At 62.7% G+C, this 23,393-nt stretch carries 21 protein-coding genes; 6 read left to right on the top strand and 15 right to left on the bottom strand.

All coding sequences use genetic code 11. The features are described from left to right. Nucleotides 1–208: 208 nt before the first annotated feature. On the bottom strand, nt 209–1,492 hold the full coding sequence (locus QOU61_RS04355; RefSeq protein ID WP_289656907.1) for a complex I NDUFA9 subunit family protein: 1,284 nt from the start codon (nt 1,490–1,492) through the stop codon (nt 209–211). A 790-nt stretch (nt 1,493–2,282) separates the two neighbouring features. Between QOU61_RS04355 and QOU61_RS04350 the strand changes: the two genes are divergently transcribed. Together QOU61_RS04350 and QOU61_RS04345 are read left to right on the top strand one after the other, a co-directional pair. Beyond that, entirely contained in the window at nt 2,283–3,704 is a 1,422-nt protein-coding gene (locus tag QOU61_RS04350) for a B12-binding domain-containing radical SAM protein (protein ID WP_289656906.1), read from the top strand. A 1,333-nt stretch (nt 3,705–5,037) separates the two neighbouring features. Beyond that, nucleotides 5,038–5,364 (top strand): hypothetical protein, encoded by a 327-nt coding sequence (locus tag QOU61_RS04345; RefSeq protein WP_289656905.1) that lies wholly within the window; start codon nt 5,038–5,040, stop codon nt 5,362–5,364. Nucleotides 5,365–5,788: 424 nt separating this feature from the next. Here the strand turns inward: QOU61_RS04345 and QOU61_RS04340 are convergent, their stop codons facing one another. The 9 genes from QOU61_RS04340 to coxB form a co-directional block, all read right to left on the bottom strand. After that, complete coding sequence (locus QOU61_RS04340; RefSeq protein ID WP_289656904.1) at nt 5,789–6,829, bottom strand: TRAP transporter substrate-binding protein; 1,041 nt, start codon at nt 6,827–6,829, stop codon at nt 5,789–5,791. Nucleotides 6,830–6,845: 16 nt separating this feature from the next. Next, complete coding sequence (locus QOU61_RS04335; RefSeq protein WP_289656903.1) at nt 6,846–7,601, bottom strand: SURF1 family protein; 756 nt, start codon at nt 7,599–7,601, stop codon at nt 6,846–6,848. Beyond that, a complete protein-coding gene (locus tag QOU61_RS04330) occupies nt 7,598–7,987 on the bottom strand; it encodes a DUF983 domain-containing protein (RefSeq protein ID WP_289656902.1) in 390 nt (129 codons plus the stop codon). Before QOU61_RS04330 ends, QOU61_RS04335 begins: the two co-directional genes overlap by 4 nt. A gap of 83 nt (nt 7,988–8,070) precedes the next feature. Further along, on the bottom strand, nt 8,071–8,967 hold the full coding sequence (locus QOU61_RS04325; RefSeq protein ID WP_289656901.1) for a cytochrome c oxidase subunit 3: 897 nt from the start codon (nt 8,965–8,967) through the stop codon (nt 8,071–8,073). A gap of 94 nt (nt 8,968–9,061) precedes the next feature. Next, nucleotides 9,062–9,682, bottom strand: a complete 621-nt coding sequence (locus QOU61_RS04320) for a cytochrome c oxidase assembly protein (protein ID WP_289656900.1) — start codon at nt 9,680–9,682, stop codon at nt 9,062–9,064. 19 nt (nt 9,683–9,701) lie between these two features. Then, complete coding sequence (locus QOU61_RS04315; RefSeq protein ID WP_289656899.1) at nt 9,702–9,866, bottom strand: cytochrome c oxidase system small membrane protein; 165 nt, start codon at nt 9,864–9,866, stop codon at nt 9,702–9,704. 19 nt (nt 9,867–9,885) lie between these two features. Beyond that, nucleotides 9,886–10,824, bottom strand: coding sequence for a heme o synthase (locus tag QOU61_RS04310; RefSeq protein ID WP_289656898.1), 939 nt, complete (start codon nt 10,822–10,824; stop codon nt 9,886–9,888). Between the two features lie 156 nt (nt 10,825–10,980). Beyond that, complete coding sequence (gene ctaD / locus QOU61_RS04305) at nt 10,981–12,600, bottom strand: cytochrome c oxidase subunit I (RefSeq protein WP_289656897.1); 1,620 nt, start codon at nt 12,598–12,600, stop codon at nt 10,981–10,983. A gap of 81 nt (nt 12,601–12,681) precedes the next feature. Continuing rightward, the gene (coxB, locus tag QOU61_RS04300) at nt 12,682–13,533 is read right to left on the bottom strand and encodes a cytochrome c oxidase subunit II (protein ID WP_289656896.1); all 852 of its coding nucleotides are present in this window, start codon (nt 13,531–13,533) and stop codon (nt 12,682–12,684) included. 485 nt (nt 13,534–14,018) lie between these two features. Between coxB and QOU61_RS04295 the strand changes: the two genes are divergently transcribed. The 4 genes from QOU61_RS04295 (at nt 14,019) to QOU61_RS04280 (ending at nt 17,545) form a co-directional block, all read left to right on the top strand. Continuing rightward, nucleotides 14,019–14,615 carry an invasion associated locus B family protein gene (locus tag QOU61_RS04295; RefSeq protein ID WP_289656895.1) on the top strand — a complete coding sequence of 199 codons (597 nt, stop codon included), beginning with the start codon at nt 14,019–14,021 and terminating at the stop codon, nt 14,613–14,615. A 231-nt stretch (nt 14,616–14,846) separates the two neighbouring features. After that, nucleotides 14,847–16,274, top strand: a complete 1,428-nt coding sequence (gene tldD / locus QOU61_RS04290; RefSeq protein WP_289656894.1) for a metalloprotease TldD — start codon at nt 14,847–14,849, stop codon at nt 16,272–16,274. After that, nucleotides 16,271–17,044 carry a signal peptidase I gene (gene lepB, locus QOU61_RS04285; protein WP_289656893.1) on the top strand — a complete coding sequence of 258 codons (774 nt, stop codon included), beginning with the start codon at nt 16,271–16,273 and terminating at the stop codon, nt 17,042–17,044. Before tldD ends, lepB begins: the two co-directional genes overlap by 4 nt. A 159-nt stretch (nt 17,045–17,203) precedes the next feature. Continuing rightward, nucleotides 17,204–17,545 carry an MmcQ/YjbR family DNA-binding protein gene (locus QOU61_RS04280; RefSeq protein ID WP_289656892.1) on the top strand — a complete coding sequence of 114 codons (342 nt, stop codon included), beginning with the start codon at nt 17,204–17,206 and terminating at the stop codon, nt 17,543–17,545. 59 nt (nt 17,546–17,604) lie between these two features. Here the strand turns inward: QOU61_RS04280 and QOU61_RS04275 are convergent, their stop codons facing one another. From QOU61_RS04275 to QOU61_RS04255, 5 genes are all read right to left on the bottom strand, one after another. Further along, nucleotides 17,605–18,351, bottom strand: a complete 747-nt coding sequence (locus tag QOU61_RS04275; RefSeq protein ID WP_289656891.1) for an enoyl-CoA hydratase/isomerase family protein — start codon at nt 18,349–18,351, stop codon at nt 17,605–17,607. Nucleotides 18,352–18,458: 107 nt separating this feature from the next. Then, nucleotides 18,459–19,841 (bottom strand): MFS transporter, encoded by a 1,383-nt coding sequence (locus QOU61_RS04270; RefSeq protein WP_289656890.1) that lies wholly within the window; start codon nt 19,839–19,841, stop codon nt 18,459–18,461. 169 nt (nt 19,842–20,010) lie between these two features. Further along, nucleotides 20,011–21,129, bottom strand: coding sequence for a CaiB/BaiF CoA transferase family protein (locus QOU61_RS04265; protein ID WP_289656889.1), 1,119 nt, complete (start codon nt 21,127–21,129; stop codon nt 20,011–20,013). A gap of 105 nt (nt 21,130–21,234) precedes the next feature. Then, on the bottom strand, nt 21,235–22,392 hold the full coding sequence (locus tag QOU61_RS04260) for a Rieske 2Fe-2S domain-containing protein (RefSeq protein ID WP_289656888.1): 1,158 nt from the start codon (nt 22,390–22,392) through the stop codon (nt 21,235–21,237). A 31-nt stretch (nt 22,393–22,423) separates the two neighbouring features. Further along, nucleotides 22,424–23,344: a PDR/VanB family oxidoreductase gene (locus QOU61_RS04255; RefSeq protein ID WP_289656887.1), complete on the bottom strand. Its 921-nt coding sequence runs from the start codon at nt 23,342–23,344 to the stop codon at nt 22,424–22,426. Nucleotides 23,345–23,393: the final 49 nt, after the last annotated feature.

Raw genomic sequence — 23,393 nt, 5'->3', positions numbered from 1 at the left:
AAAGGGACGGCGGCGAGCAGTGTGGACCTCATTAGCGCGCAGCCAAATTCATGGACCTCCGCTTTCGGCGTCGCAGCGGACATAGCTGAACTTGCCGCTGGCTTGCTCCTGCAGCGAATGACCCAAACCGGCCATAACCGCGGTGGCTTACCGGCGAGTTCCGGCACATCGTTGATACTGTCGCGGGTGTCGCGGCACCGAAGTCTCATCACCTCTGCTTGGCGCGAACCTCTTTTGCGTTTTGAGTTTCCTCGTTCGTATGCTTGAGCATCGCTTCGAGTTCTTGTTCGAGCGATCGCGGTGAAATTCCGAGCAGGCCAAATCCCGGCCGGTTGTCCGAGGCCGTTGTGTCGATCTGCATAAGCTCGACCTGATTGCGCGTGAGCGGCGGGTGCGGCAGGATCTCAGCGAAACCAGCGACGGCATTCCAGAAAGCAAAGGGTATTCGCACCAGCATCGGCCGTAATCCTGCGGCACGCGCAATCGTCCGCAGCAACTCCTCGTATGAGTAAACGCGGGGACCACCCAATTCGTAGATAGGATAGGGTCTCTGTGTTTGCTGCAGGACTTTTGCGATCGCTGCGGCGACGTCGCCCACATACACCGGCTGAAGCCTCGTTCTGCCGTCGCCGAATAGCGGATAAGCCGGCAAGGTTCGAAGCAGCCCAAGAATTGTCGTGAGAAAGGCGTCGTCCGGCGCGAACATTACCGCCGAGCGGATAACGACTGCGCCAGGGAATGCGGCTTGCACGGCTGCTTCTCCTTGGCCGCGACTGCGAATATAGGGCGAGGGCGAGGCCGCGTCGGCGCCTATTCCTGATAGGTGCACAAACCGTTTGATCCCGGCCCGCCGCGCCACCCTAGCGATGCTGGCGGCCGCTTCGACGTGCACCGAGTGAAATGTGTCGCCTCGATGCTCGACGTATAGGCTGATCGCGTTGACGACGCCGTCGGCACCGGCAACAGCGGCCTCTACCGAGCGCTCGTCATGCGCATCGGCGACGAAGTGTTCCACGTTATCGCCCTCGACCCCCGCGGGACGCCGTGATGCTGCGCGCACCGTAACGGCGGAGCCGCTCAACTGGCGCACGATGCGACGACCAACAAAGCCAGTGCCCCCAAACACGGTCACGCGGTTCATTGCTCGGTCCATCCCACGATCGCGTGCGACGTTCTCTATTGACCCGCCGAGCGCCGCGCGCACTGCCTCCGTGGCCTCCGCCGTCGAACTGCCTTTGTTGAGATGATGTGAGATCACATCAATCAGGATTTGCGCGGCAGGGCCGACCGTTTGCCACTCTTTCCCGGCTTGCTCGATCAGTGGCTGCGCTTCGTTATAGAGCGTTTGTGCCTGTTCGATGATCGGATGTGCCTTACTGAGAAGCTCGATCAGCGCCTTGGTCGCCGGCAATGACTGCTCAATTTGTTCAAGTTGCGCATCGCTGAGACCGGCAACGTGACCAATAACACTATTGAGCAAGTGTTTCAGCATGGCGCAACCTTGCTATTAGCGGCACATAACTCAGATCAACCAACCCAAAGTGAGCGCGGGTTCGGGACTTTGCACCAGGTGCTGTATGCGCCGACAGGGTGTCGGCTCGACCAGCACCCCGAGCTTGGGACAATCGGGCGCAATGGTGGCTGATGTTTGGACGGATATCGTCAAGTAGGTATCTACGCCGGCCGGATTCTGAACGGCGAAAAGCCGGCCGGTCTGCCCGTTATGGCCCACCAAATTCAAGATCGCGATCAATCAGAGGGCCGCAAAAGTGCTCTGCATCAAAGGTTTCGGCGACTTTGCTCGCGTTCGCTGACGAGGTGATCGAATAGTTTGTCCAGGTCGCCGGGTGGCGAACGGCTGCCATTCCGCTGCTTTCAAGCCACAAATAGGCGTTCTTATGGGGTTGCTGGAAGGTGATCCGCAGGCAACGAAGTATCTTGGAGCCTTCGAAGACGTGCCTGGCGCGCGTGCGACCTTGCTAGCCGACAGCCCTTGACGGGCCATTCGGCTCACCAGTGCCGGCATGCGCCGGGAGCGACCGAACCCAGGCGCGCAACGCCCGAAACGGCCGCTCCCATCATGTTTTTGGGGAATTGTTCTGGAACCTTTCTTGTTTTCAGGCTTGAGTATCGAACCTGGAATGCCAAGGACGTACTCGCTTTCGAGGAATGCGAAGATGGACTCCCGGCACTGCGTTTAGTTGGTGGTGGAGGTCGGGTAGCACCTCACCTGAATCGCCGCGCGTGGTGCCAAGGATCGGATCGTGCAGCAGGAGGTTCCAGTGCGTACTCGCCTCATCCACCTCATCAATCCGAAGACCGACTCGCTAACGACGCGCCCGATCTATTTCAATCGAGCGCTATATTCTCCTCTTGCTGGTCTGCTGGCCGTCGCCGCCTGCATTCCAAAAGACCAGTATCAGGTGGTGCTCACGGACGAGAACATCGAAGAGATCGACTTCGATCTGAAAGTCGATCTCGTCGGAATTTCCGCGATGACCAGCTACGTCAATCGTGGATATCAAATCGCAGATCGGTTCCGCGCCAAGGGCGTACCGGTGGCGATGGGAGGCGTACATCCCAGCTTCATGCCCAAAGAGGCTCTACAGCATGCGGATGCGGTTGTGATCGGGGAGGTCGAACTCGTGATCGACAAACTGCTCGACGATCTGGAGCAGGGTACGATGCGTGGGACCTACAAGTCCGACAAGCTGCATCCGATGGTTGGCTTGAAGATGCCACGTTACGATCTGCTAAAGAAAAGCCGTTACGTGAACCGCACTTTTGTCCAGACTTCACGCGGCTGCCATCAAGGCTGCACATTCTGTGCTGAGCCGCTGATGAATGGACTCAAGTTTCGATACCGTCCGGTCGATGAAGTTATCCATGAAATGGAGAACTGTGGCGCGCGCACCATCTCCGTGAACGATGCCGACTTCTTTGGTACCCCCGAACGTCCAAAAGAAGTTATGCGAGCCTTGAAGGGGCGCGGCATTCGATGGCAGGCCGGCGTTACCTCGAAGCTTGCCTATGATGACCGCATGCTCGAGCTCGCCGCCGAGAGCGGCTGCACGATGCTGAGCATCGGATTCGAATCGATCTCGCGCGACACGCTGAAAAGCGTGCACAAGCATGTCAATCACCCCGAAAATTTCCTGGCCCTGGTGGAGAAGATTCATTCATACGGAATAATGGTGTTCGGCTTGTTCATGTTCGGGTTTGATGGCGACAATACTTCTGTCTTTGACGATACCGTGAAGTTCAACATTGCGGCCAAATACGACGCCTGTGCCTATTCGGTGCTGACACCGTATCCGGGAACGCTGACCTGGTACGAGATGAAGAAGGCCGGTCGCATCGTTTCATTCGACTGGACGATGTACGATCAGGGCCACGTGGTGTATCGCCCGGGCGGAATGTTGGCGGACGAGCTTCGCGTCGGTCAGGACAGCGCCTATGCGGGATTTTATTCAACGCCGTCGATCGCTAGCCGTTTTCCTTTCCGCGGCAAGCGGAATCGCGCGCAATGGATGATCTACAATCTGTTCATGCGTAGAGCGTCTCGAACCGAAAACATCGAGTCCGTCGCGGCGCCGACCGCAGAGCCGAACGTAGCGCCAATGCCGCCAATTCTTCCGGTCAAACGCGAATGGCGAGCGGCCGTGCTGGAGGCAGCAGAGGGCACCGGCCCCCACCTGATGTGAGTTTCGGCCACGATCACGAAAACGGCTTGCGTCACCAAAGCGCGATGAGATTGGGATGAATCGTCATCGCGCTTTAGCTCTTTGTTTGCACATGATCTTTTCGGAAAACCGCTACACACTTTTCCGGATCATGCGTTAGACCGCGGTTCTGTCAAACCGTTCCAGCGCGCGCACACCAGTTTCGGCTTGTGGCGACAAGCTGAAATCTTCTGCTCAATGGCGCATTGGCCCTGCGCATGGCCAGGACACACCGTGGATACGACCAAGACCCAAAGCCTCACTCAACCACAACGGGACCGTTGCCTCTTGAGCCCCATAGCGTATCACCGGGACGACGGGCGGGCCGCACGGATCGACCCGGTCGTCCTCAGGGCGATAACGATATCGCGGAACAATATAATAATCCCAAGGAGTTGGCCTTACGACAGGCACCCTGACGACAAGCCTCTGCCGTGGTTGGGCTTCCTGCGCATGGGCTGCGGAACCAAACGTCCCCAGGTTAGACAGCACCAGGGCCGTTCCGAGAGCGAACGCTGCGGTGATTATCCTCATGCCTCGGCCTCCTTGCCACAAAGGCAAATCAACGAGCAACGGCTCATGATACTTCCAGCTGCGCAGAGCTCAAGGGCGTCGGTGGGGACGCCAGGATCGCGCTGCGTTGATCGCCGGCGCCCTCGATCATCGGCATCGCCGGGTGCGTTGCGAGGGGCGGGCTTCGTGCCAATGGATGGCCTCGCTCCCTAAACGGACTCAAAGCACGGCAAGCCAAGACTCGCACATCCGCGCGCCTTCCGAAACGACGCGATTGCCTCGATTTCGGACGCTTCGCGCTTGAACGGACGGCGTCGAGTCGTGTGGGCCTCATTAGCGCGCAGCCAAATTCGGATTGACCTCCGGTTTCGGCGTCACAGCGGACATGGCTGAACTTGCAGCCGGGTCGCCCTATAGCGAATGACCCATATGCGACATTGGCCGCCATCAACAGGCCGCTTCTCACCCTTTTGCGCCTCTGAGCATTACTTGAGCTCCACCGTCCGGGTCCCGCTCGCGGCGACCGCCTCACTCAGCCGGTTTTTGATTTGCCGTTGATTTTGGCCGTTCATAGATCGTGCCGCGGAAGAGAACTTCGATAGTAGCAAGCGTCAATACGATGGCATTTCGGCACCATAGCGGCGTCCTTGGCTTGCCCCATGCGCTTCAATTTTTGGACTCACATTCGCCTCCCGACTCAATTCATTTTGGGCGTGACGGCTTGGTGGCGCGTTCGGCTATCTTTATTCGGGTATTAGTCATGGGACCTTCACCTAAGCATCATTCTTGGGAGATGATTAGGTTGTCCTTAATTGCAGGCGTTTGCCTGACTTGCTACCCTGGTTGCTTGGCCTCAGCCGAGGGCGCCCCGACCTATATTATTGGCATTGGGCTGAAGAGCTGTTCCTATTGGCAGTCATCCCCCGCAACGAGCGGCGAAGGTGAAGCTTGGATATACGGCAATTGGACAGGCCTTAATATCCACAACACCCAGAACCGTATGGTCGGGTCGCGCACCGATGGTGACGGCATTGTCGCAGAGGTCAAGAAGGTTTGTGAGGGGCAGCCCTTCATGAGCCTCAGTGAGGCGGTGCTGAAGGTCTATAATGCGATGGCGGAAGGTAAGTAGACATGCCCCGAGGCCCTAAAGGCGAGAAGCGCCCCGCCGACGTGATCGGTGCCGCCGTCATGGTCGGCAGGATTGCGACGCGTGGTCCTCCTTTCGGGTGCGCGTCGAACCAGCAAATCGATTTCGATTGAATTCCGGAATGCTCGCCCGCCGTCGGCACCCGCCGCCATTGCAATTCGGGAGACTTCAGCACGTCCCGTTGGCAGCTCGCATTGAAAGTCTACTCCCCCGGAAGTCCGGATTTGGCCCTCAGCGTCGTTTTGCTGCGGTGCCGAATGGGGTCCGCTATCGGCGCATATCGGACGTCGAGCAGCAATCAAGCTCGATTTAGGGGTGCGCGCGCTAGTGTCCCGGACCCGAAGTTCGCATCGTTTCGCGGCAACCTCCTAGGCGAACTAACGAAGCGAACTTCCGAACCACCACACTAGTGCCGCCCTGCCCCATCCACGATGGCGGCGGCTTCCGCGCCCACTTTGGCCTTCCAGGCGTCGACCGGGGCGTGAGCGGCCTCGCGAAGCGCGGTTGCGATCGACGACGGCACCGAGTCGGCAATGGTTACGCCGTTCGCGCGCATCTGCGCGTAATTCTCCGCCGTGCGGTTGGCCAGCAGATCGAACTGGCTTTTCTCCGTCTCCGCCGCCGCGGCCATGACCTCGGCCTGGACGTCGTTCGGCAGCGCCTGGAACGCGTCGGTCCTGATGAAGGCGAGCGAGATCGGGACCGCGTAGTTGATCGGCGTGAAATGCCTGAGATAGTCCCAGAGCTTGCGTCCCGCGCCACCGTCGCCCGAGGTGAGGATCGCGTTGAGCTGATGATCCCTGACCTTGGCGATCGCGTCGTTGAACGGCAGATAGTCGGCGCGCGCGCCGGCCGCGCGCATCACCTCGGCCGAATTGTAGTCATAGGTCCTCACCGCCAGGGTACGGAGATCATCGGTGCTGACGAGCGCGCGCTCCGACCACAGGCCGGTCGACGGCCAGATCGTCATGTAGAGAAGTTTCGAGCCGTGCGCGGCGAGCGCCTTTTCGTAGAGCGGACGCGCTTTCGCATTGACCGTGCGCGCCGCCTCGACCGACTGCACGACGAAGGGTAGCGACGCGAGGCCGAAGATCGGGTCGGAGGCCTCCAGCGGCCCGGCAAAGGCATCGCCGCCGCTGATCCGCCCCGTCTCCGTGGCGCGCAGCATCTCGCCGGAGGAGATCTTTAGCGCGTTGTCGAACGATGCCGTCACCGTGACGAAGCCGTCGGTCCGCGCCGCGACGAGCCTTGCGAAGGTGGTGAGCCCGACGCCGGAAATATTGGACTGCGGGTATTCGGTGGTCATTTGCCAGGAAACTTTTGCCGATGCGGCCGGCTGCGTGGCGGCTTTTTGAGACGCATCCTGGGCGAGCACCACTGCGGGCAGCAGCAGCAAAGCCACGGCGATGCCGGAGGCCCTGCCATTCAGCCATGCTCTCGCCGTCATCCGCATCGCCATTCCCTCAAGCCACCGCTCGCCGCCGCCACCATAGCAAAAATGCGACCGCGACCACCGCGGCGAGCGAAAACCAGGTGACGGCATATTGCATGTGCTCGTCGCGCAGATGCACCGAGAGCGGGCCCGGCTTCGGAATGCCGTTGTCGGGCACCGGGCTTTCCAGGTCGATGTAGAACGGCGCGACCGAACCCCAGCCGAGCGCATGCGCCATCGCCAGATGATCGCGGACAAACCACAGCCGCTTCTCGAGGCTCGGTGCCGGCGTCAGCAGCCCTGCGCTCTCGGGGAAACGCAGATAGCCGGTCAGCATCGCCGGCGTGCCGGTGACGAGCCTTGTCACCGCGCGATTCTCGACCTCGCGGTCCTGCATGGTGTTGGCGACGAAACCGGCATTGACCACGACGACCTCGCCGGTGGGAAGCCGCGCCGGCAGGAAGGCCCAGGTGCCGGGGCCGCTGATATCCTCGCGCACGGCGGACCCGGCGCTGTAGACCATCGCGTCCGGCAGCCGCGCGTAGGCGGCCTCAAACCGCACGCGGCGAAATTCGTCGGCGTCGGCGTGCAGCGTCGCCCAGCGCGAGGCCGGCGGCAGTGGCGAAGGCTCGGCGGCAAGACGCTCCGTGAGTGCCGAAATCAGCGCGTGCTTTTCGACGCGGCGCTCGAGCTGCCAGATGCCAAGGCCGACGAACACGGCCAGCATGACAAACGTAAACGCGGCAAAACCCGCCGTCCGGCGCTGGCGCTCGGGCTGCCCGTTCATTTCGGCTCGCGGTTGATGAGCTGGCCCTCCGCGGCCTTGTGGTGGAATTGCAGCGCGATCAGCAGCGACTTCATCGCGCGCAACGGCAAAAGCGTGGTCACCACGATCAGCGGCAGCCACAGCGCCGCATGCAGCCAAAGCGGCGGTTGATACTTCACCTCGACGATCAGCGCGGCCGCGACCACGATGGCGCCTGCAAGCATGATGATGAAGATCGCGGGGCCGTCGCCGGTGTCGATGAAGGCGTAGTCGAGACCACAGGCCTCGCAGCGCGGCCTTAAGGTTAGAAAGCCGGCATAGAGCTTGCCCTGGCCGCAGCGCGGGCAGCGGCAGGCCAGCCCACGCATCGCGCTCTGGAAAACGCTGGCTTGAGGATGGTCCGTCATGCGCGATCCTTTCTTTCTCCCTTGTGGCGAAGAAAAAAGGGCGGCCGTTGCGGCCGCCCTCTTCTACCACCGACCGGTTCGGATCAGTGCGCGGCGTGGGCCATGGCTTCCGCGCCATGCCCCCAGACATAGATGCAGACGAACAGGAACAGCCACACCACGTCGACGAAGTGCCAGTACCAGGCGGCGAATTCGAAGCCGAGGTGCTGCTTCGGCGTGAAGTGGCCGGCATAGGCGCGCGCCAGGCACACGATCAGGAACACGGTGCCGACCAGCACGTGGAAGCCGTGGAAGCCGGTCGCCATGAAGAAGGTCGCGCCGTAGATGTTGCCGGCGAAGGAGAACGCCGCGTGGCTGTACTCATAGGCCTGCACGCAGGTGAAGGTGGCGCCGAGCAGGATGGTGAGGATCAGGCCGTATTTCAGGCCCTTGCGGTCGCCCTCGAGCAGCGCGTGGTGCGCCCAGGTGACCGTGGTGCCCGAGGTGAGCAGGATCAGCGTGTTCAACAGCGGCAGGTGCCAGGGATCGAAGGTCTCGATGCCCTTCGGCGGCCAGGTGCCGGGCACGTTGCAGGCGCCGGCCGCCGTGCCGGCGCCGCAGCCGAAGATCGCGTCGCGGGTGGCGTGGACGGCGTCGGCCGGGAACAGCGCGGAATTGAAGAAGGCCCAGAACCAGGCGACGAAGAACATCACTTCGGAAGCGATGAACAGGATCATGCCGTAGCGGTGGCTGATCTGCACCACGCGGGTGTGGTCGCCCTTGTACTGCGCCTCCTTGATGACGTCGCCCCACCAGCTCGCCATGGTGTAGAGCACGCCGATGGTGCCGGCGCCGAACACGATCGGTGCGGCCGAGAATAGATGGTGCATCCACGAGATCGCGCCGACGGCCATCACGAAGGCCGAGATCGAGCCGACCACCGGCCAGGGGCTCGGATCGACGAGGTGGTAGTCGTGATGCTTGACTTGCGCCGTAGCCATTGCGGTCTCTCTCTCCGTTAGCGGTGCCGGTCAGTTCGGCACTTAATTCCCCAAAACGATCCCGGGATCGCCCCCCGGTGGTTGCCCTTGAGCCTCAAAGATTGCCTTTGCGTTTGTCGGTCTCGCCCGCGGCGACCGGCTTCGGTTGCGCGTCGCGCACGGGATAGAAGGTGTAGGACAGGGTGATGGTGTTCAGCCCGTCATTGTCGGCATCGCCCGTGATCGCCGGGTCGACATAGAACACGACCGGCATCTCGCGCTTCTCGCCCGGCGCAAAAGTCTGCTCGGTGAAGCAGAAGCAGTTGATCTTCTGGAAGTAGGCGCCGACCGTGAGCGGCGCGACGTTGTAGGCCGCCTGCCCGGTCGTGGTCCGCGCCGACTGGTTGGTCACGGTGTAATAGACGGTCACCACCTGGCCGATATTGACCTCGATCTCGGTCTGCTCCGGCTCGAACTTCCAGGGCAGGCCGGGCGCGACGTTGGAATCGAAGCGCACCGCGATCCTGCGCGACAGCGGCGCGGCCGACGGCGCCGAGCTCGCGACCTGCGTGGTGCCGTTGAAGCCGGTGGCGCGGCAGAACCAGTTGTAGAAGGGAACGGCGGCGTAGGACGCGCCCACCATCAATGCCACCACGGCGCCGCAGATCGACGCCACCAGCGCATCGCGGGTGAGGCGGCGGGCCTTGCTGTGGTGGCTTGAGGGCTTTTCGTTCATCTCAATCACACTATCCCTGTCACATGGGCCGGTTCAGGACGGCCGGCCCCTTGACGATGGTGACCGCGAAAAACAAGACGACCAGCACGCCGAGCGCGAGCGCAATCGCGATCGACCGCTGGCGGCGGCTCCGCTTCTGCGCCTCGGTGAGGACGATTCCATCTGGCTCCTGCTTGTCGGCCATTCGGTTCGCATGCGCCCCCTTACCCGACCAAAGGAATGACGGCGCGAACCACGACCTCGGCGAGCAGGGTCGCGAACAGCGCGAACAGATAAAGGATCGAAAAGGCAAACAGCTTGCGCGTCGCGCGCAGCGATTCGCTTCGCTCGCGGCGTCGGTAGACGTTGATCGCAAGCGCCAGCATGCCGGCGCCCAGCACCAGCGAGGCCACGCCATAGACGGCGTCGAAATAGCCGAGCGGCCAGGGCGCGGCGGCAACCGCGACCAGCACGATGGTGTAGAGCAGGATCTGCAGCCGCGTCGCGTCGGGGCCGGCGACCACCGGCAGCATCGGCACGCCGGCGCGGGCATAGTCGTCGGAGCGGAACAGCGCCAGCGCCCAGAAATGCGGCGGCGTCCAGAAGAAGATGATCAGGAACAACAGCAGCGGCTCGACCGACAGTGAGCCGGTGGCGGCCGTCCAGGCCACGACCGGCGGCAGCGAGCCGGCAGCGCCGCCGATCACGATGTTCTGCGCAGTCCGGCGCTTCAGCCACAGCGTGTAGATCACGACATAGAAGAAGATGGTGAAGGCGAGCAGGCTGCCTGCAACCCAGTTGACCAGGATGCCGAGCGTCATCACCGAGAAGAAGGCGAGCGTCGAGCCGAAGGCCATCGCCTCGGGCCGGGTGATGCGGCCGCGCGGGATCGGGCGGTTGGCGGTGCGCGACATCTTGGCGTCGATGTCGCCTTCCAGAGCCATGTTGAGCGCGCCGGAGGCGCCGGCGCCGACTGCGATGCAGAGCAGCGAGGTGATCGCCAGCACGGGATGGAAATGGCCCGGCGCCAGCACGAGGCCGACCAGCGCGGTGAAGATCACCAGCGACATCACCCGCGGCTTCAGGAGCTGGATGTAGTCGGCGACTTCGGCCTCCGAGATCCGGGGGCTGAGCGCGATGGCGTTGTGATCGACGACCGACAAGAGGCTTCTCGCTTGCTGGAACACGACTCGATCGACCCGGATCGAATCATGCTCGCTCCTTCTTGAGCATGATCTTTTCGGAAAACCGGTTGCCGCTTTTCCGGATCATGCTCCCTGAACCGACGCGGCGCCGGTCAAGGCGCCGCGCTTAACTGCTTACTTCACGCGCGGCAGCGTCTCGAACTGGTGGAACGGCGGCGGCGAGGACAGCGTCCATTCCAGCGTAGTGGCGCCGGCGCCCCACGGATTGTCCGCCGCCTGCTGCTTGCGCACGAAGGCGTCGATCAGGCCGTAGATGAAGATCAGGACGCCGAAGCCGGAGATGTAGGAGCCGATCGACGACACCAGGTTCCAGCCGGCGAAGGCATCCGGATAGTCGACATAGCGGCGCGGCATGCCGGAGAGGCCGAGGAAGTGCTGCGGGAAGAAAACGAGATTCACGCCGATGAAGGTGAACCAGAAGTGCGCCTTGCCGATCGTCTCGTTGTACATGTAGCCCGTCATCTTCGGGAACCAGTAGTACCAGCCGGCGAAGATCGCGAACACGGCGCCGAGCGACAGCACGTAGTGGAAGTGCGCGACCACGTAATAGGTGTCCTGCAGCACGCGGTCGACGCCGGCATTCGCCAGCACGACGCCGGTGACGCCGCCGACCGTGAACAGGAAGATGAAGCCGATCGCCCACAGCATCGGCGTCTTGAACTCGATCGAGCCACCCCACATCGTGGCGATCCAGGAGAAGATCTTCACGCCGGTGGGCACCGCGATCACCATGGTGGCGGCGACGAAATAGGCCTGCGTCGCCGAGCTCATGCCGACCGTGTACATGTGGTGCGCCCACACCACGAAGCCGATGCCGCCGATCGCGACCATGGCGTAGGCCATGCCGAGATAGCCGAACACGGGCTTGCGCGAGAAGGTCGAGACGATCTGGCTGATCATGCCGAAGCCCGGCAGGATCAGGATGTACACTTCGGGATGGCCGAAGAACCAGAACAGGTGCTGGAACAGCACGGGGTCGCCACCGCCGTCGGCCGAGAAGAAGGTGGTGCCGAAATTGCGGTCGGTCAGAAGCATGGTGATGGCGCCCGCCAGCACCGGCAGCGACAGCAACAGCAGGAACACGGTGACCAGGATCGACCACACGAACAGCGGCATCTTGTGCAAGGTCATGCCGGGCGCGCGCATGTTGAAGATCGTGGTGATGAAGTTGATGGCGCCGAGGATCGAGGACGCACCGGCAAGGTGCAGCGACAGGATCGCGAAGTCGACCGCCGGTCCCGGATGGCCCGAGGTCGACAGCGGCGCGTACATGGTCCAGCCGGCGCCGACGCCGTTGGCGCCGGGCTCGCCCTCGACGAAGGTCGAGATCAGGAGCAGCGCGAAGGAGGCCGGCAGCAGCCAGAACGAGATGTTGTTCATGCGCGGGAACGCCATGTCGGGCGCGCCGATCATCAGCGGCACGAACCAGTTGCCGAAGCCGCCGATCATCGCCGGCATCACCATGAAGAAGATCATGATGAGGCCGTGGCTGGTCACGAACACGTTGTAGATGTGGGACTCGTGGAAGATCTGGACGCCCGGATACATCAGCTCGGCGCGGATCGCGATCGACATCGCCGCGCCGATGATGCCCGCGATGATCGCGAACACCAGGTACATCGTGCCGATGTCCTTGTGGTTCGTCGAATAGACGAAACGCCGCCATCCGGTCGGATGATCGTGGGCGTGATCGTCATGAGCGTGATCGCCGTGCGTCGCTACGTTCGTTGCCATCTTCAAATCCTGCCTTGCAGTCCCCTTGGGACCGCGAACGGTCCCCTCGCCCTTGTCCGGTTGCGCGAAAGCCCTGCGGGCCTACTGCGCCGCGTTCGCCGCCGAGGCAACGGTGTTGCCGGGCGCGCTCGCGAACTTCTTCTTCGCCGCCTCGACCCAGGTGGCGAATTCCTGATCGCTGACCACCCGGACCGCGATCGGCATGAAGGCGTGGTCCTTGCCGCACAGCTCGGAGCACTGGCCGTAGAACATGCCGGTCGTGGTCGCCTTGAACCAGGTCTCGTTCAGACGGCCGGGAATGGCGTCGATCTTGATGCCGAAGGCCGGCACCGCGAAGGAGTGGATGACGTCGGCGCCGGTGGTCTGCACCCGGATCACCTTGTTGACCGGTACGACCATCTCGTTGTCGACGCCGAGCAGCCGCGGCTGCTTGTCCTGCGCCATCAGCGAATCGAACTCGAACTTGCCGTTATCGGGATAGGCGTAGGACCAGTACCACTGCTTGCCGGTGGCCTTGATGGTGAGGTCGGCCTTCGGCACGTCGAGCTCGAGGAACAGCAGGCGGAACGAGGGCACCGCGATCGCCACCAGGATCAGCACCGGGATCAGCGTCCAGGCCACCTCGATCAGGGTGTTGTGCGTGGTGCGCGAGGGCACCGGGTTGGCGCGGGCGTTGAACTTCATCACCACCGCGACCAGCAGCCCCAGCACGAACAGCGTGATCACGGTGATGATCACGAGCAGGAAGTTGTGGAACCAGACGATGTTTTCCATCACTGGCGAGGCCGCCTGCTGCAGCTTGAATTCCCACGGCGCCGGCTGCCCGAGCTCGGCTGACGCCGTTCCGCCCAAGGCCAGGGCCACCCCGGCCGCCGCCAACCCCAAAACCATTCCCAAGCACCGGGCGCCCATCTGGCCCATCGACAGCTTCATGCCGCTCGCGCTCCCTTAAGTCACAATCCCCAGAGCATTCCGCCTGACGGGAATGCTGCCGATCCGCCCCTTGGCAAACAGGCTTGAGGTGCACCATCGCGGGGCACCTGGGCCAGATCGCAAGAACGCCGAAATCCAGCCTCTCAAACCATAATTCTCCGGCTCTCGCAATGCAGTAGTGGGGCGCTGCGGTGGCCGGCGCCCGCACCGACACGGACCGCGCAATTTCCCGCGAAATCAAGCAAAAGCGCTGCTCGACGCGCCCCGGCCCGCTTGACAGGGGGATTGCCCGATGTAGGCACAGCGCGAGCGCTCCACAGGAACCTGATTCGCCTGTCGGGGGTTGCCTGCCTTGGCACCGGAATGGCTCGGAGAACGGGGCCTCGAAAGCTTGCACCGGCCGCCTTCAAGACGCCGCCATTGCCATATCAGTCGATTGTTCTGGAGAAATGACGGCCAGCAACAGGTCTAAGGAACCGACCCGGATGGGTGCTTCAAGATACCGTGCCAAAATCGTCGCGATCGACGCGGCTGTGCCGACCCGCGGCCCGAGCTGGCTGTGGACCGGCCTGCTGGCGCTCGCGCTCGGTGTTGCCCTCGCCTTTGCTCTCGCCTTGGGCCTCACCCTGGGCCTGGCCGGCAGTGCCCGGGCGCAGGGAGCCGTGCGCTCGGTGCATGGCGATTGGCAGATCCGCTGCGACACCCCGCCGGGCGCGCAGGCCGAGCAATGCGCCCTGATCCAGAGCGTGGTAGCCGAGGACCGCTCCAATGCGGGCCTGACTGTCATCATGCTGAAGACCGCCGACCAGAAGAGCCGGCTGATGCGGGTGGTGGCGCCGCTCGGCGTGCTGCTGCCCTCCGGCCTCGGCCTGAAGCTCGACAACCAGGATGTCGGCCGCGCCGGCTTCGTGCGCTGCCTGCCCAATGGCTGCGTTGCGGAGGTGGTGATGGACGAAAAGCTGCTCGGGCAGCTCAAGGCGGCGAAAACCGCGACCTTCATCATCTTCGAGACCCCCGAGGAGGGCATCGGCTTCCCCTTGAGCCTCAACGGGCTTGCGGAAGGCTTCGACAAGCTGCCGTGAGAAGCGCGCACCGGGGGCGCGAAAGACCTCCCTTTTGTCGCGATCATGACTATCTTGTTCCCCGTCGCCCCGGCTACGCGAGGTGAGCGTGCGCCGGACCCCCCAAAACCACGGGTTACTGGGTTGTAAGATGAACCGGCCGCCTGTTCGGCTAAGATCATGGCGGCCCGTGGTGGGGCCCTGCGTCAGCGGGGGCGACGAGCAACGGAAACCATTCGCGCTGGAGTTTTCATGACCGATCCCGCCACCACTTCCCTGCTTGAGCGCGCCAATCTCGACCGTGACGCCGTGCGTCGCGAGATGGCGCGCGGGCTGTCGGGCGCCGACGACGGCGAATTGTTTCTCGAATACAGCCAGAGCGAAGCGTTAATGTTCGACAACGGCAGGCTGAAGCAGGCGACCTATGACACCAGCCAGGGTTTCGGCCTGCGCGCGGTCAAGGACGACGCCGTCGGCTATGCCCATTCTTCCGACGTGTCGCTGCCGGCGCTGATCCGCGCCGCGGATGCGGTTCATGCCGTGCGCGGCGGCTATGCCGGCTCGTTCGCGGCCGCGCCCACCCATACCAACGTCAAGCTCTACGGCGACGACAACCCGCTGGAGGCGCCCGGCTTCGAAAGCAAGGTCAAGCTGCTCGCCGAGATCGACGCCTATCTGCGCGACAAGGACCCGCGCGTCCGCCAGGTCTCGGTGAGCCTGGGCGCCACCTGGCAGGTGGTGGAAATCCTGCGCCCCGACGGCGAAAGCTATCGCGACATCCGCCCGCTGGTGCGGGTCAATGTCTCCGTGGTCGCAGGCCAGGGTGACCGCCAGGAGAGCGGCTCGAAGGGCTATGGCGGCCGCGAGGGCTATGCCCGCTTCATCGAGACCAAGGCCTGGCGCGATGCCGCCGACGGCGCGCTGCGCGAGGCGCTGGTCAACCTGGAATCGGTGCCGGCGCCTGCCGGCGAGATGGACGTGGTGCTTGGCGCGGGATGGCCCGGCGTAATGCTGCATGAGGCGGTCGGCCACGGGCTGGAAGGCGATTTCAACCGCAAGAAGACCTCCGCCTTTGCCGGCCTGATGGGCCAGCAGGTCGCAGCCAGGGGCGTCACCGTGATCGACGACGGCACCATGGCGGCGCGCCGCGGCTCGCTGTCGATCGACGACGAGGGCACGCCGACCAACCGCACCGTGCTGATCGAGGACGGCATCCTGGTCGGCTACATGCAGGATCGCCAGAACGCGCGGCTGATGAACATGAAGCCGACCGGCAACGGCCGCCGGCAGGACTATGCCCACGTGCCGATGCCGCGCATGACCAATACCTACATGCTGGCGGGAGCGCGCGACCCCGCCGAGATCATCGCTTCGGTGAAGAACGGCATCTATGCCGCGAACTTCGGCGGCGGGCAGGTCGACATCACCTCGGGCAAATATGTCTTCCAATGCACCGAGGCCTACAAGATCGAGAACGGCAAGCTCGGCCCGGCGCTCAAGGGCGCGATGCTGATCGGCAACGGCCCGACCGACCTGCATCGGATCACCATGATCGGCAACGATCTGGCGCTTGATAGCGGCATCGGCACCTGTGGCAAGAACGGCCAGGGCGTGCCGGTCGGCGTCGGCCAGCCGACGCTGCGGATGGAGCGGATCACGGTCGGAGGTACCGGCGCATGAGCGTGGAAGTCGAAGCAACAAAGGCGAAATCGTCCAGCGGCTGGCGCGCGCAGGCGCTGCAGCTGGGCGCGGTGGTGCTCGCCGTGTTCATCGCCAAGGGCGCGCTCGCCGAGCCGTTCTACGTGCCGTCCGGCTCGATGGAGCCGACGCTGCTGATCGGCGACGCGCTGCTGGCGTCGAAATACCCCTACGGCTACGGTACTTCCTCGCTGCCGATCCAGATCAACCTGCCGCAGAGCGGCCGGGTGTTCGAGGGCACGCCCCGGCGCGGCGACGTGGTCGTGTTCCGCTGGCCGGGCGACCGCGCGCAGGCCTGGGTCAAGCGCGTCGTCGGCCTGCCCGGTGATCGCATCCAGATGCGCCAGGGCCAGCTCTTCATCAACGACCATCCGGCGTCGCTGAAACCCGACGGGGTCGGCGCGGCCGAGGACGATACCGGCAATGCCGAGCGCGCCTATCGCTTTATCGAGACGCTGCCGAACGGCGTGAGCCACGCGATCTTCAAGATCCACGACAATGGCCGGCTCGACAACACGCCGGAAGTGACCGTGCCGCCCGGAAAGCTGTTCGTGCTCGGCGACAACCGCGACAACTCCGCCGACAGCCGCGTCTCCGTGCGCGACGGCGGCGTCGGGCTGCTGCCGATGGACAATCTGATTGGCCGCGCGGACGCGGTGGTCGGCTCCTGGGATCTCGGCATGCGTCACCAGCCGCTCTGGAACTGGCCCGCGGGCCTGCGGCTCGCGCGCTTCTTCACCGCGGTGCATTGAAGTGAGTAGCCGCGCAGGGTGGGCAAAGGCGCATTCGCGCCATGCCCACCAGAATGCGCGGAAATCATTTCGGTGGGCACGCTTCCGCCTCCGCTCGCTGTGCCACGGCGGACGGAGTCGCTTTGCCCACCCTGCGAATCTCCTCCAAACGAAACAGCCATGACCTTCGACGACGTCAGAAAGCTCGCGCTGGCGTGGCCGGAGGTCGAGGACGGCAGCTCCTACGGCACGGTGGCGCTGAAAGTGCGCAAGAAGATGCTGGTACGGCTCAAGGAGGACGGCGACAGCCTCGTGCTGCCGTCCGTTCCGCCCGATGAGCGCGCCATGCTGGTCGAGCGCGATCCGAAGGTTTTCTACTTCACCGATCACTACCGCGACTATCCGATCGTGCTGATCCGCCTCTCGAAAGCGAAGCGCGCGGTGGTCGAGCCTTATCTGCGCCGGCGCTGGCGCGAGCTGGCGTCGAAAGCGGCGGTAAAGAACTTTGATGCCAGCGCGTAGAGCGGATGAAGGCGCGCGCATGTCCATCCGACAGCGACGAGCCGAAGGCAGGGACTTCCTCACCGCCGAAGGGAGCGTTCCGCCGAACGGTAGCGCTGAATGCGAGCCTTGAGCCCGGGGCGGCTGGCGCTTTCGACAAGGGACGCCATGTCGGCTGCACGAGTATCGGTCGCGGTCAAGGCCAGAAGCATGGATCGCGAAATCGGCTCCAACGATGCAGCGACTTCCCTGGAACGTCCGATGGTCTGCGGCCAGTCTTCACGCCCGACTGTCGACGTCGACAACCCGATTTTTTGCGCTTCGTCCGCATTGAACATGCGACTGCTGGCGAGAATGGAGCGAGCGGCCGCTGCGCCGATGGTGCGAACCAGCCGTCTCGTGCCGAGCGCTATTCCAAAACGCCAGCCGGGCATCCGAAAGACGGCATCAGGCGCGGCGACGCGTTCCGAACAGGCACAAAACAGATCACACCCTGCTCCGATCACGCTTCCATGTGCCAGAGCGAGCGTCATGAACGGCGCGTGAGCGACGCACTGCAGGAAATGCTCGATTCTGACAAGTCTGAGCAGAAGATCACCGTCGGACAGGCTTTCGAGATCGGCGAGATCGAAACCCGAGCAGAAATTGCCACCTTCTCCGCGGAAGACCGCCAGTTCGACACCCTTGGTCGGGGCCTCGTTCAGAACGTCGATCAATGTTTCGACGAGAGTAGGACTGAGCGCATTCGAACGTGTCCGACGCGACAATGTCAGGTGCAGCGTCGTCCCGTCCATTTCAACCGCTAGTTCATCAGAAGTGGCTGTCATCCAAGATCCGGGTCCTGCAGTTAACGATCCCCCGCGAAGGCGCGAGGCATCCGAAGACGCCGCTCCAGAGGACAGCACATCCGGCCCGGAGCGGCGTCTCGTGAGCCTTATCGCGTAGGCACTGGCGAAGGCGAGACGGCCACGTCGACCTCCATCGGGGCCGCTGCCTGCGAAGCAACCACGGCTGCGTTGTAGTTGTGCCGATAGCTGTCCGGAAGGAAGATCGCGCAGATCGCTGCGATGGAGGCGAGCACCGCAAGATAGACGCTCACGGCCAGGATGGTCCCGTATTCGTGGAACAGATAGGTCGCGATCAGCGGCGCCGGCCCTCCCGCCGTAATCGATGAGAGCTGATATCCGAGAGACGAACCGCTGTATCTCACCTCCGGTGGGAACGCTTCGGCGATGAAGGCCGGCTGCGGACCATAGGAGATATCGTGAACGACGATCGACAGCACGATTGCCAGGACGATGATCGCCGAATTCCCCGAGTTCAACATCGCGTAGTAAGGGAAGACGAAAATCCCCAGCGTAACCGCGCCGATGATGTAGAGCGACCGCCGGCCGATGATGTCGGAAAGATAGCCGAACGTCGGCACGCTGATCAACGAGACCGCGCATGCGAGCAGAAGCGCATTGAACAGGAAGTCTCGCGAGATGTGCAGGGTACCGACGCCATACGACAGCACGAAAGTCGAGAACAGATAGAATGCGGCGTGCTGGCCGGAGCGCACGCCGCAGACGAGCAGGATCTCAGGCCAGTATTTCCTGATCGCGACCGAAACCGGCGCCTTCTCGATCGTTCTCTTGCGCTCCATGTCCTTGTAGGCGGGCGTCTCGTGAACGCCGACGCGGATATAGAAGCCGACGCCGATCAGGACGATGCTGAAAAGGAAGGGAATGCGCCAACCTATCGTCTCGAACCACTCGGTCGTGCTCCAGTGACTGACGGTGGAAAGCACCAGCAGCGCCAAAAGAAGCCCCAGCGGCGATCCGAACTGGGGCCAGCTGCCGGCAAATCCGCGTTTCTTGTCGAGAGACTTCCATTCTGTCGCGACAGCCACGGCGCCGCCCCACTCACCTCCAACTCCGAAGCCCTGGAGCAAGCGCAGGATCGTGAGCGCGACCGCGCCCCAGATACCGATCTTGTCGTATGTCGGCACCAGGCCGACCAGAACGGTGCTCGCTCCCATCAGCAGCAGCGTCGCGACAAGCGTACCCTTGCGACCGATGCGATCGCCGAAATGACCGAAGAATGCAGCTCCGATCGGCCGAATGGCGAACCCGACGAAAAACGTCGACAACGAGAGAAGAGTTGCTGAATAGGGATCGGCCTGGGGAAAGAACAGCTTCCCCAGAACGGTCGCGGCGACGAGGCCGTAGATGTAGAAGTCGTACCACTCTATCATCGAACCCACGGTCGAGGCGATTACAGCCCGCCGCGCATGTCGTTGCGTGTCGATGTCGATTTCGTTCCTAGCCACGCTCATTACGTCCCTCCCTGTGATTGTATTGTATGGTTTGTTGGCCGCATTGATGCGGCGTCGGTCGAAAGCCCTTGTGTAATGACTGTTTGATATCCTCCGTTCCGGCAAAGCGATGGCGATTCATGAGTGCTTCAAGGTCGAGACCTTCGAGACGCGGCCCTTCGTTCGCGCATCATGCAGATGTCTTTTTGATTGGCGTCGAATCCGTCTCCAGCCATTCGGCCACGACTTCATCCGTGTGTTCGCCGAGCAACGGAGGGGATCGGTAGACGGAAAAGGAATAGTCGCTGATCTTGAGCGGGAAGCCGACCGTTCGCGTCCTCGCGCCGTTCGGAAGCATCAGCGGCTTGACCAGGTCCATCGTCAGGACATGTGGATCGGAAAGGATGTCCTGGAACGAGTTGATCGGAGCACATGGCACGCCCCTCCTGTCCATCTCGTCCAGCCATTCGGCCGCAGTCTTCTTCCTGAACTCTCGCTGCAGAATCTCGGCGAGCTCAATCTGCCTGCGGGCGCGATCCGGCTGACTCCTGAATCGTTCGTCTTCCGCGAGGTCCGACTTCCCGACCGCCAGGCAGACTTCCCGCCACAACACGTCGTTGCCTGCGGCCACGATGAAGTGGGTGTCGCTGGCCTGGAACGCCTGATATGGCGCATTGCGGGGATGGGCAGATCCCAATCGCTTGCCCGGCGATCCGGTTCCGAAATATTCACTGGTCTGCAACGCGGATACGCCGAGCAGAGCACCGAGCATCGAACAGTCGATATAGCTGCCGGCGCCCGTATCTCGCGCCTTCACGACAGCCGCGAGAATGGCGTAAGAGGCATACAATCCCGCGCAAAAATCGCCGACGGGGACCCCGCATTTGACGGGCGGTTCGCCCTCTATTCCGGTCACGCTCATCAAGCCGCTCATGCCCTGAACGGCCACGTCGAAGGCGCCCTTCCTGGAGTACGGCCCCTCCTGGCCATAGCCGGAAATCGAGCAGTAGATGAGTTTCGGATTTTCGGTCCTGACGTCGTCAGGACCGAGCCCCAGCCGGGCAAGCACGCCTGGTCGAAAATTCTCGATCAGGACGTCGCATCTTCCGGCCAGTTTCCTGACCAGCGCGATACCTTCCGCATCCTTCAAATCGGCGCAAACCGACCGTTTGTTTCGATTGACCGAAGCGAAATTCTCGCTGTAGATCTCGCCCCCTTCGCCCGCGGTCAGCGGCGGCCACCCCCGCATATTGTCGCCGCCGTCCGGGTTTTCGATCTTCACGACGTCTGCGCCGAGATCCGCCAGCAACGAGCCGGCGAAAGGACCCGCAGCGATCTGGCAGATCTCGAGGACGCGCAGGCCGGCAAGCGGCCCGTCGCGTTTGTCTTCTGAAGCGTCGGCGCCCACCACCGTCTACTCCGCCGCCACGCTGTGAATCCCGCCTTCCTGCTCGCGCATCAAATCCTGAAAGATGACTCGGGCGCGCCGGATCGCGAGGTCCGGCTTCAAGAACACCTCCTGATATCCGTCTTCAGGATACGCAAACATCCGCTGCTGCTCGATCAGGGCGAACTTGTCCTCCTCCACGACGTTCGGAAACATCTCCGCAATTCGGGTCGCGGTCTGCTTGCCCGGGTCTTCCTTGGACATGTGGTGCGCGGGCACATTGATGAGCGCCCACCACAGATGATTGTTCTCATCGACCGGCGTGTGCGCGTGGACCAGCACGTAGCCGCGCTCCTGACCGTTCAGCGCCATCGACCCCGGAAATTCCCCCGGCTCGGCTCTGGCAGCGAGCTGCCCAACGGGCGCGTTGCGCATGACGACGCGCGTGATGCCGGGACTCATCATGCAATGGGTGTGATGCCTGTCGACGACATCGTAGTGAAACCAGTCCACCAGATAGGGCGGTTGCTTGTAGTTGGTCACCTTGCGGACGGTCATCGCGTAGCGATTTCCGTCTTCCTCGCCCTCTTCGAGATCGACGGGAATTCGGCTGTTCTCGATGTCTCCGATGTTTCCATCGTGCAGGGGATAGAAATGGGTGATGTCCAGAAGGTTCTCGATCAACAGAAGGTAGTTGGCCGGAATCTTCATCGGACCGATGATTTCGGTTTTCCAGTCGTCGGATCCTATCTCGGGCAGCCGCGGCGGCTTGCGCGTGGCGGAAAGCGCGGGATCGCCGGGCCACAGCCAGACCAATCCGTCCTGTTCGACTATCGGATACGGACGAACCACCGCTTGCGGAGAGATCGGACCCGTCGGGTGCGACGGGATCATCACGCACTTGCCCGTCATGTCGTATCGCAGACCATGATAGGCGCACTCGAGCGTGCCATCCGACATCAAGCGGCCCTTCGACAGCGGAAATCGCTTGTGCGCGCATCTGTCGTCATAGGCGACGACCTGGCCGTGCTTGGTCCGCCAGGTCACGATCGGCTTCTTTGCGACGACGTGCCCCGCGAGTTTCTCCACGGGGAAATCCGCGGCCGCGCCGATCACGTACCAACAATTCTCGACGCAGGCATAGGTCGCGAGCGCCTGGTTGTTGCTGGTGCTCATTGCGTTCATTGCATTTCTCCGGTTGTACGAAAATGTGTTCCTAAAGTTCGAGCGTGAGCGACGGGCTCCTGGCACGCGCGCAACAGATCATCAGGTATTTCTGGCGTTCCGACTCGCTGAGCACGCAATCGCGATGCTCGGGCGACCCCTCGACGTATCGTGTAATGCAAGTCCCGCAGAACCCTTCGCGACAGTCGGTCTCGATTCTGTAGCCGTGCGCGCGCAGCACATCGACGATCGACTCGGTCGCTGAAACATCGAAGACCTGGCCGGTCTTGCGGACGACGACCTTGAATGGAAAGTTCTCGCGATCATCGTCGGCGTCGGGAGCCGAAAAATGCTCGAAATGAACGGCGTGCGGAGGCCATGCGCCGACGTGCTTCTTGATTTCAGCCATAAATCCGGGCGGGCCGCAGAAATAGAGATGCATCCCCGGCACATAGCTGCTGACCAGGCCCTTGATGTCCAATCCCTGTGAGGGATCGCCATTGTCGTGATGGACGTGAACGGTTTTCGCCGCGATGCGTGATGCAAGTTCGCCGAGAAACGCCGTTTTTTCCGGCGTTCGCGTGCAGTAGTGAAGGACGTAGTTCGCGCCGCGCGCCTCCAGCTCGGGGATCATCGACATCATCGGCGTGACGCCAATTCCTCCGGCCAGCAGCAGATGAAGGCTGGTCTCCGGACCCGCGAGCGCAAAATGATTGCGGGGCCCTGAAATCTCGATCAGGTCTCCCTCGCGGATTTTGTGCATTGCAAGCGAGCCGCCGCGGCCGTCCGCTTCAAGCAGGACCGCAATTCGATACCTTTCCCGCTCGCCCGGCGAATTGGACAGCGAGTATTGACGCACCAGGCTATCCGAGAGGTGGACATCGATGTGTGCACCTGCGGTAAACGGCGGAAGCGTTTCGCCATTCGGCGAGACAAGATCGAAACAGCGAATGCCGGCAGCTTCGTCCTTCATCGCCTGAACCCGCACAAGATATTTCGTGCGTGTGGGTTGATGTCCCGCG

The sequence above is a fragment of the Bradyrhizobium sp. NP1 genome (assembly GCF_030378205.1).
Lineage (GTDB): Bacteria > Pseudomonadota > Alphaproteobacteria > Rhizobiales > Xanthobacteraceae > Bradyrhizobium.
Note: the sequence above shows the minus strand (reverse complement) of the source record. Positions and strands in the feature narration are given on the sequence as shown.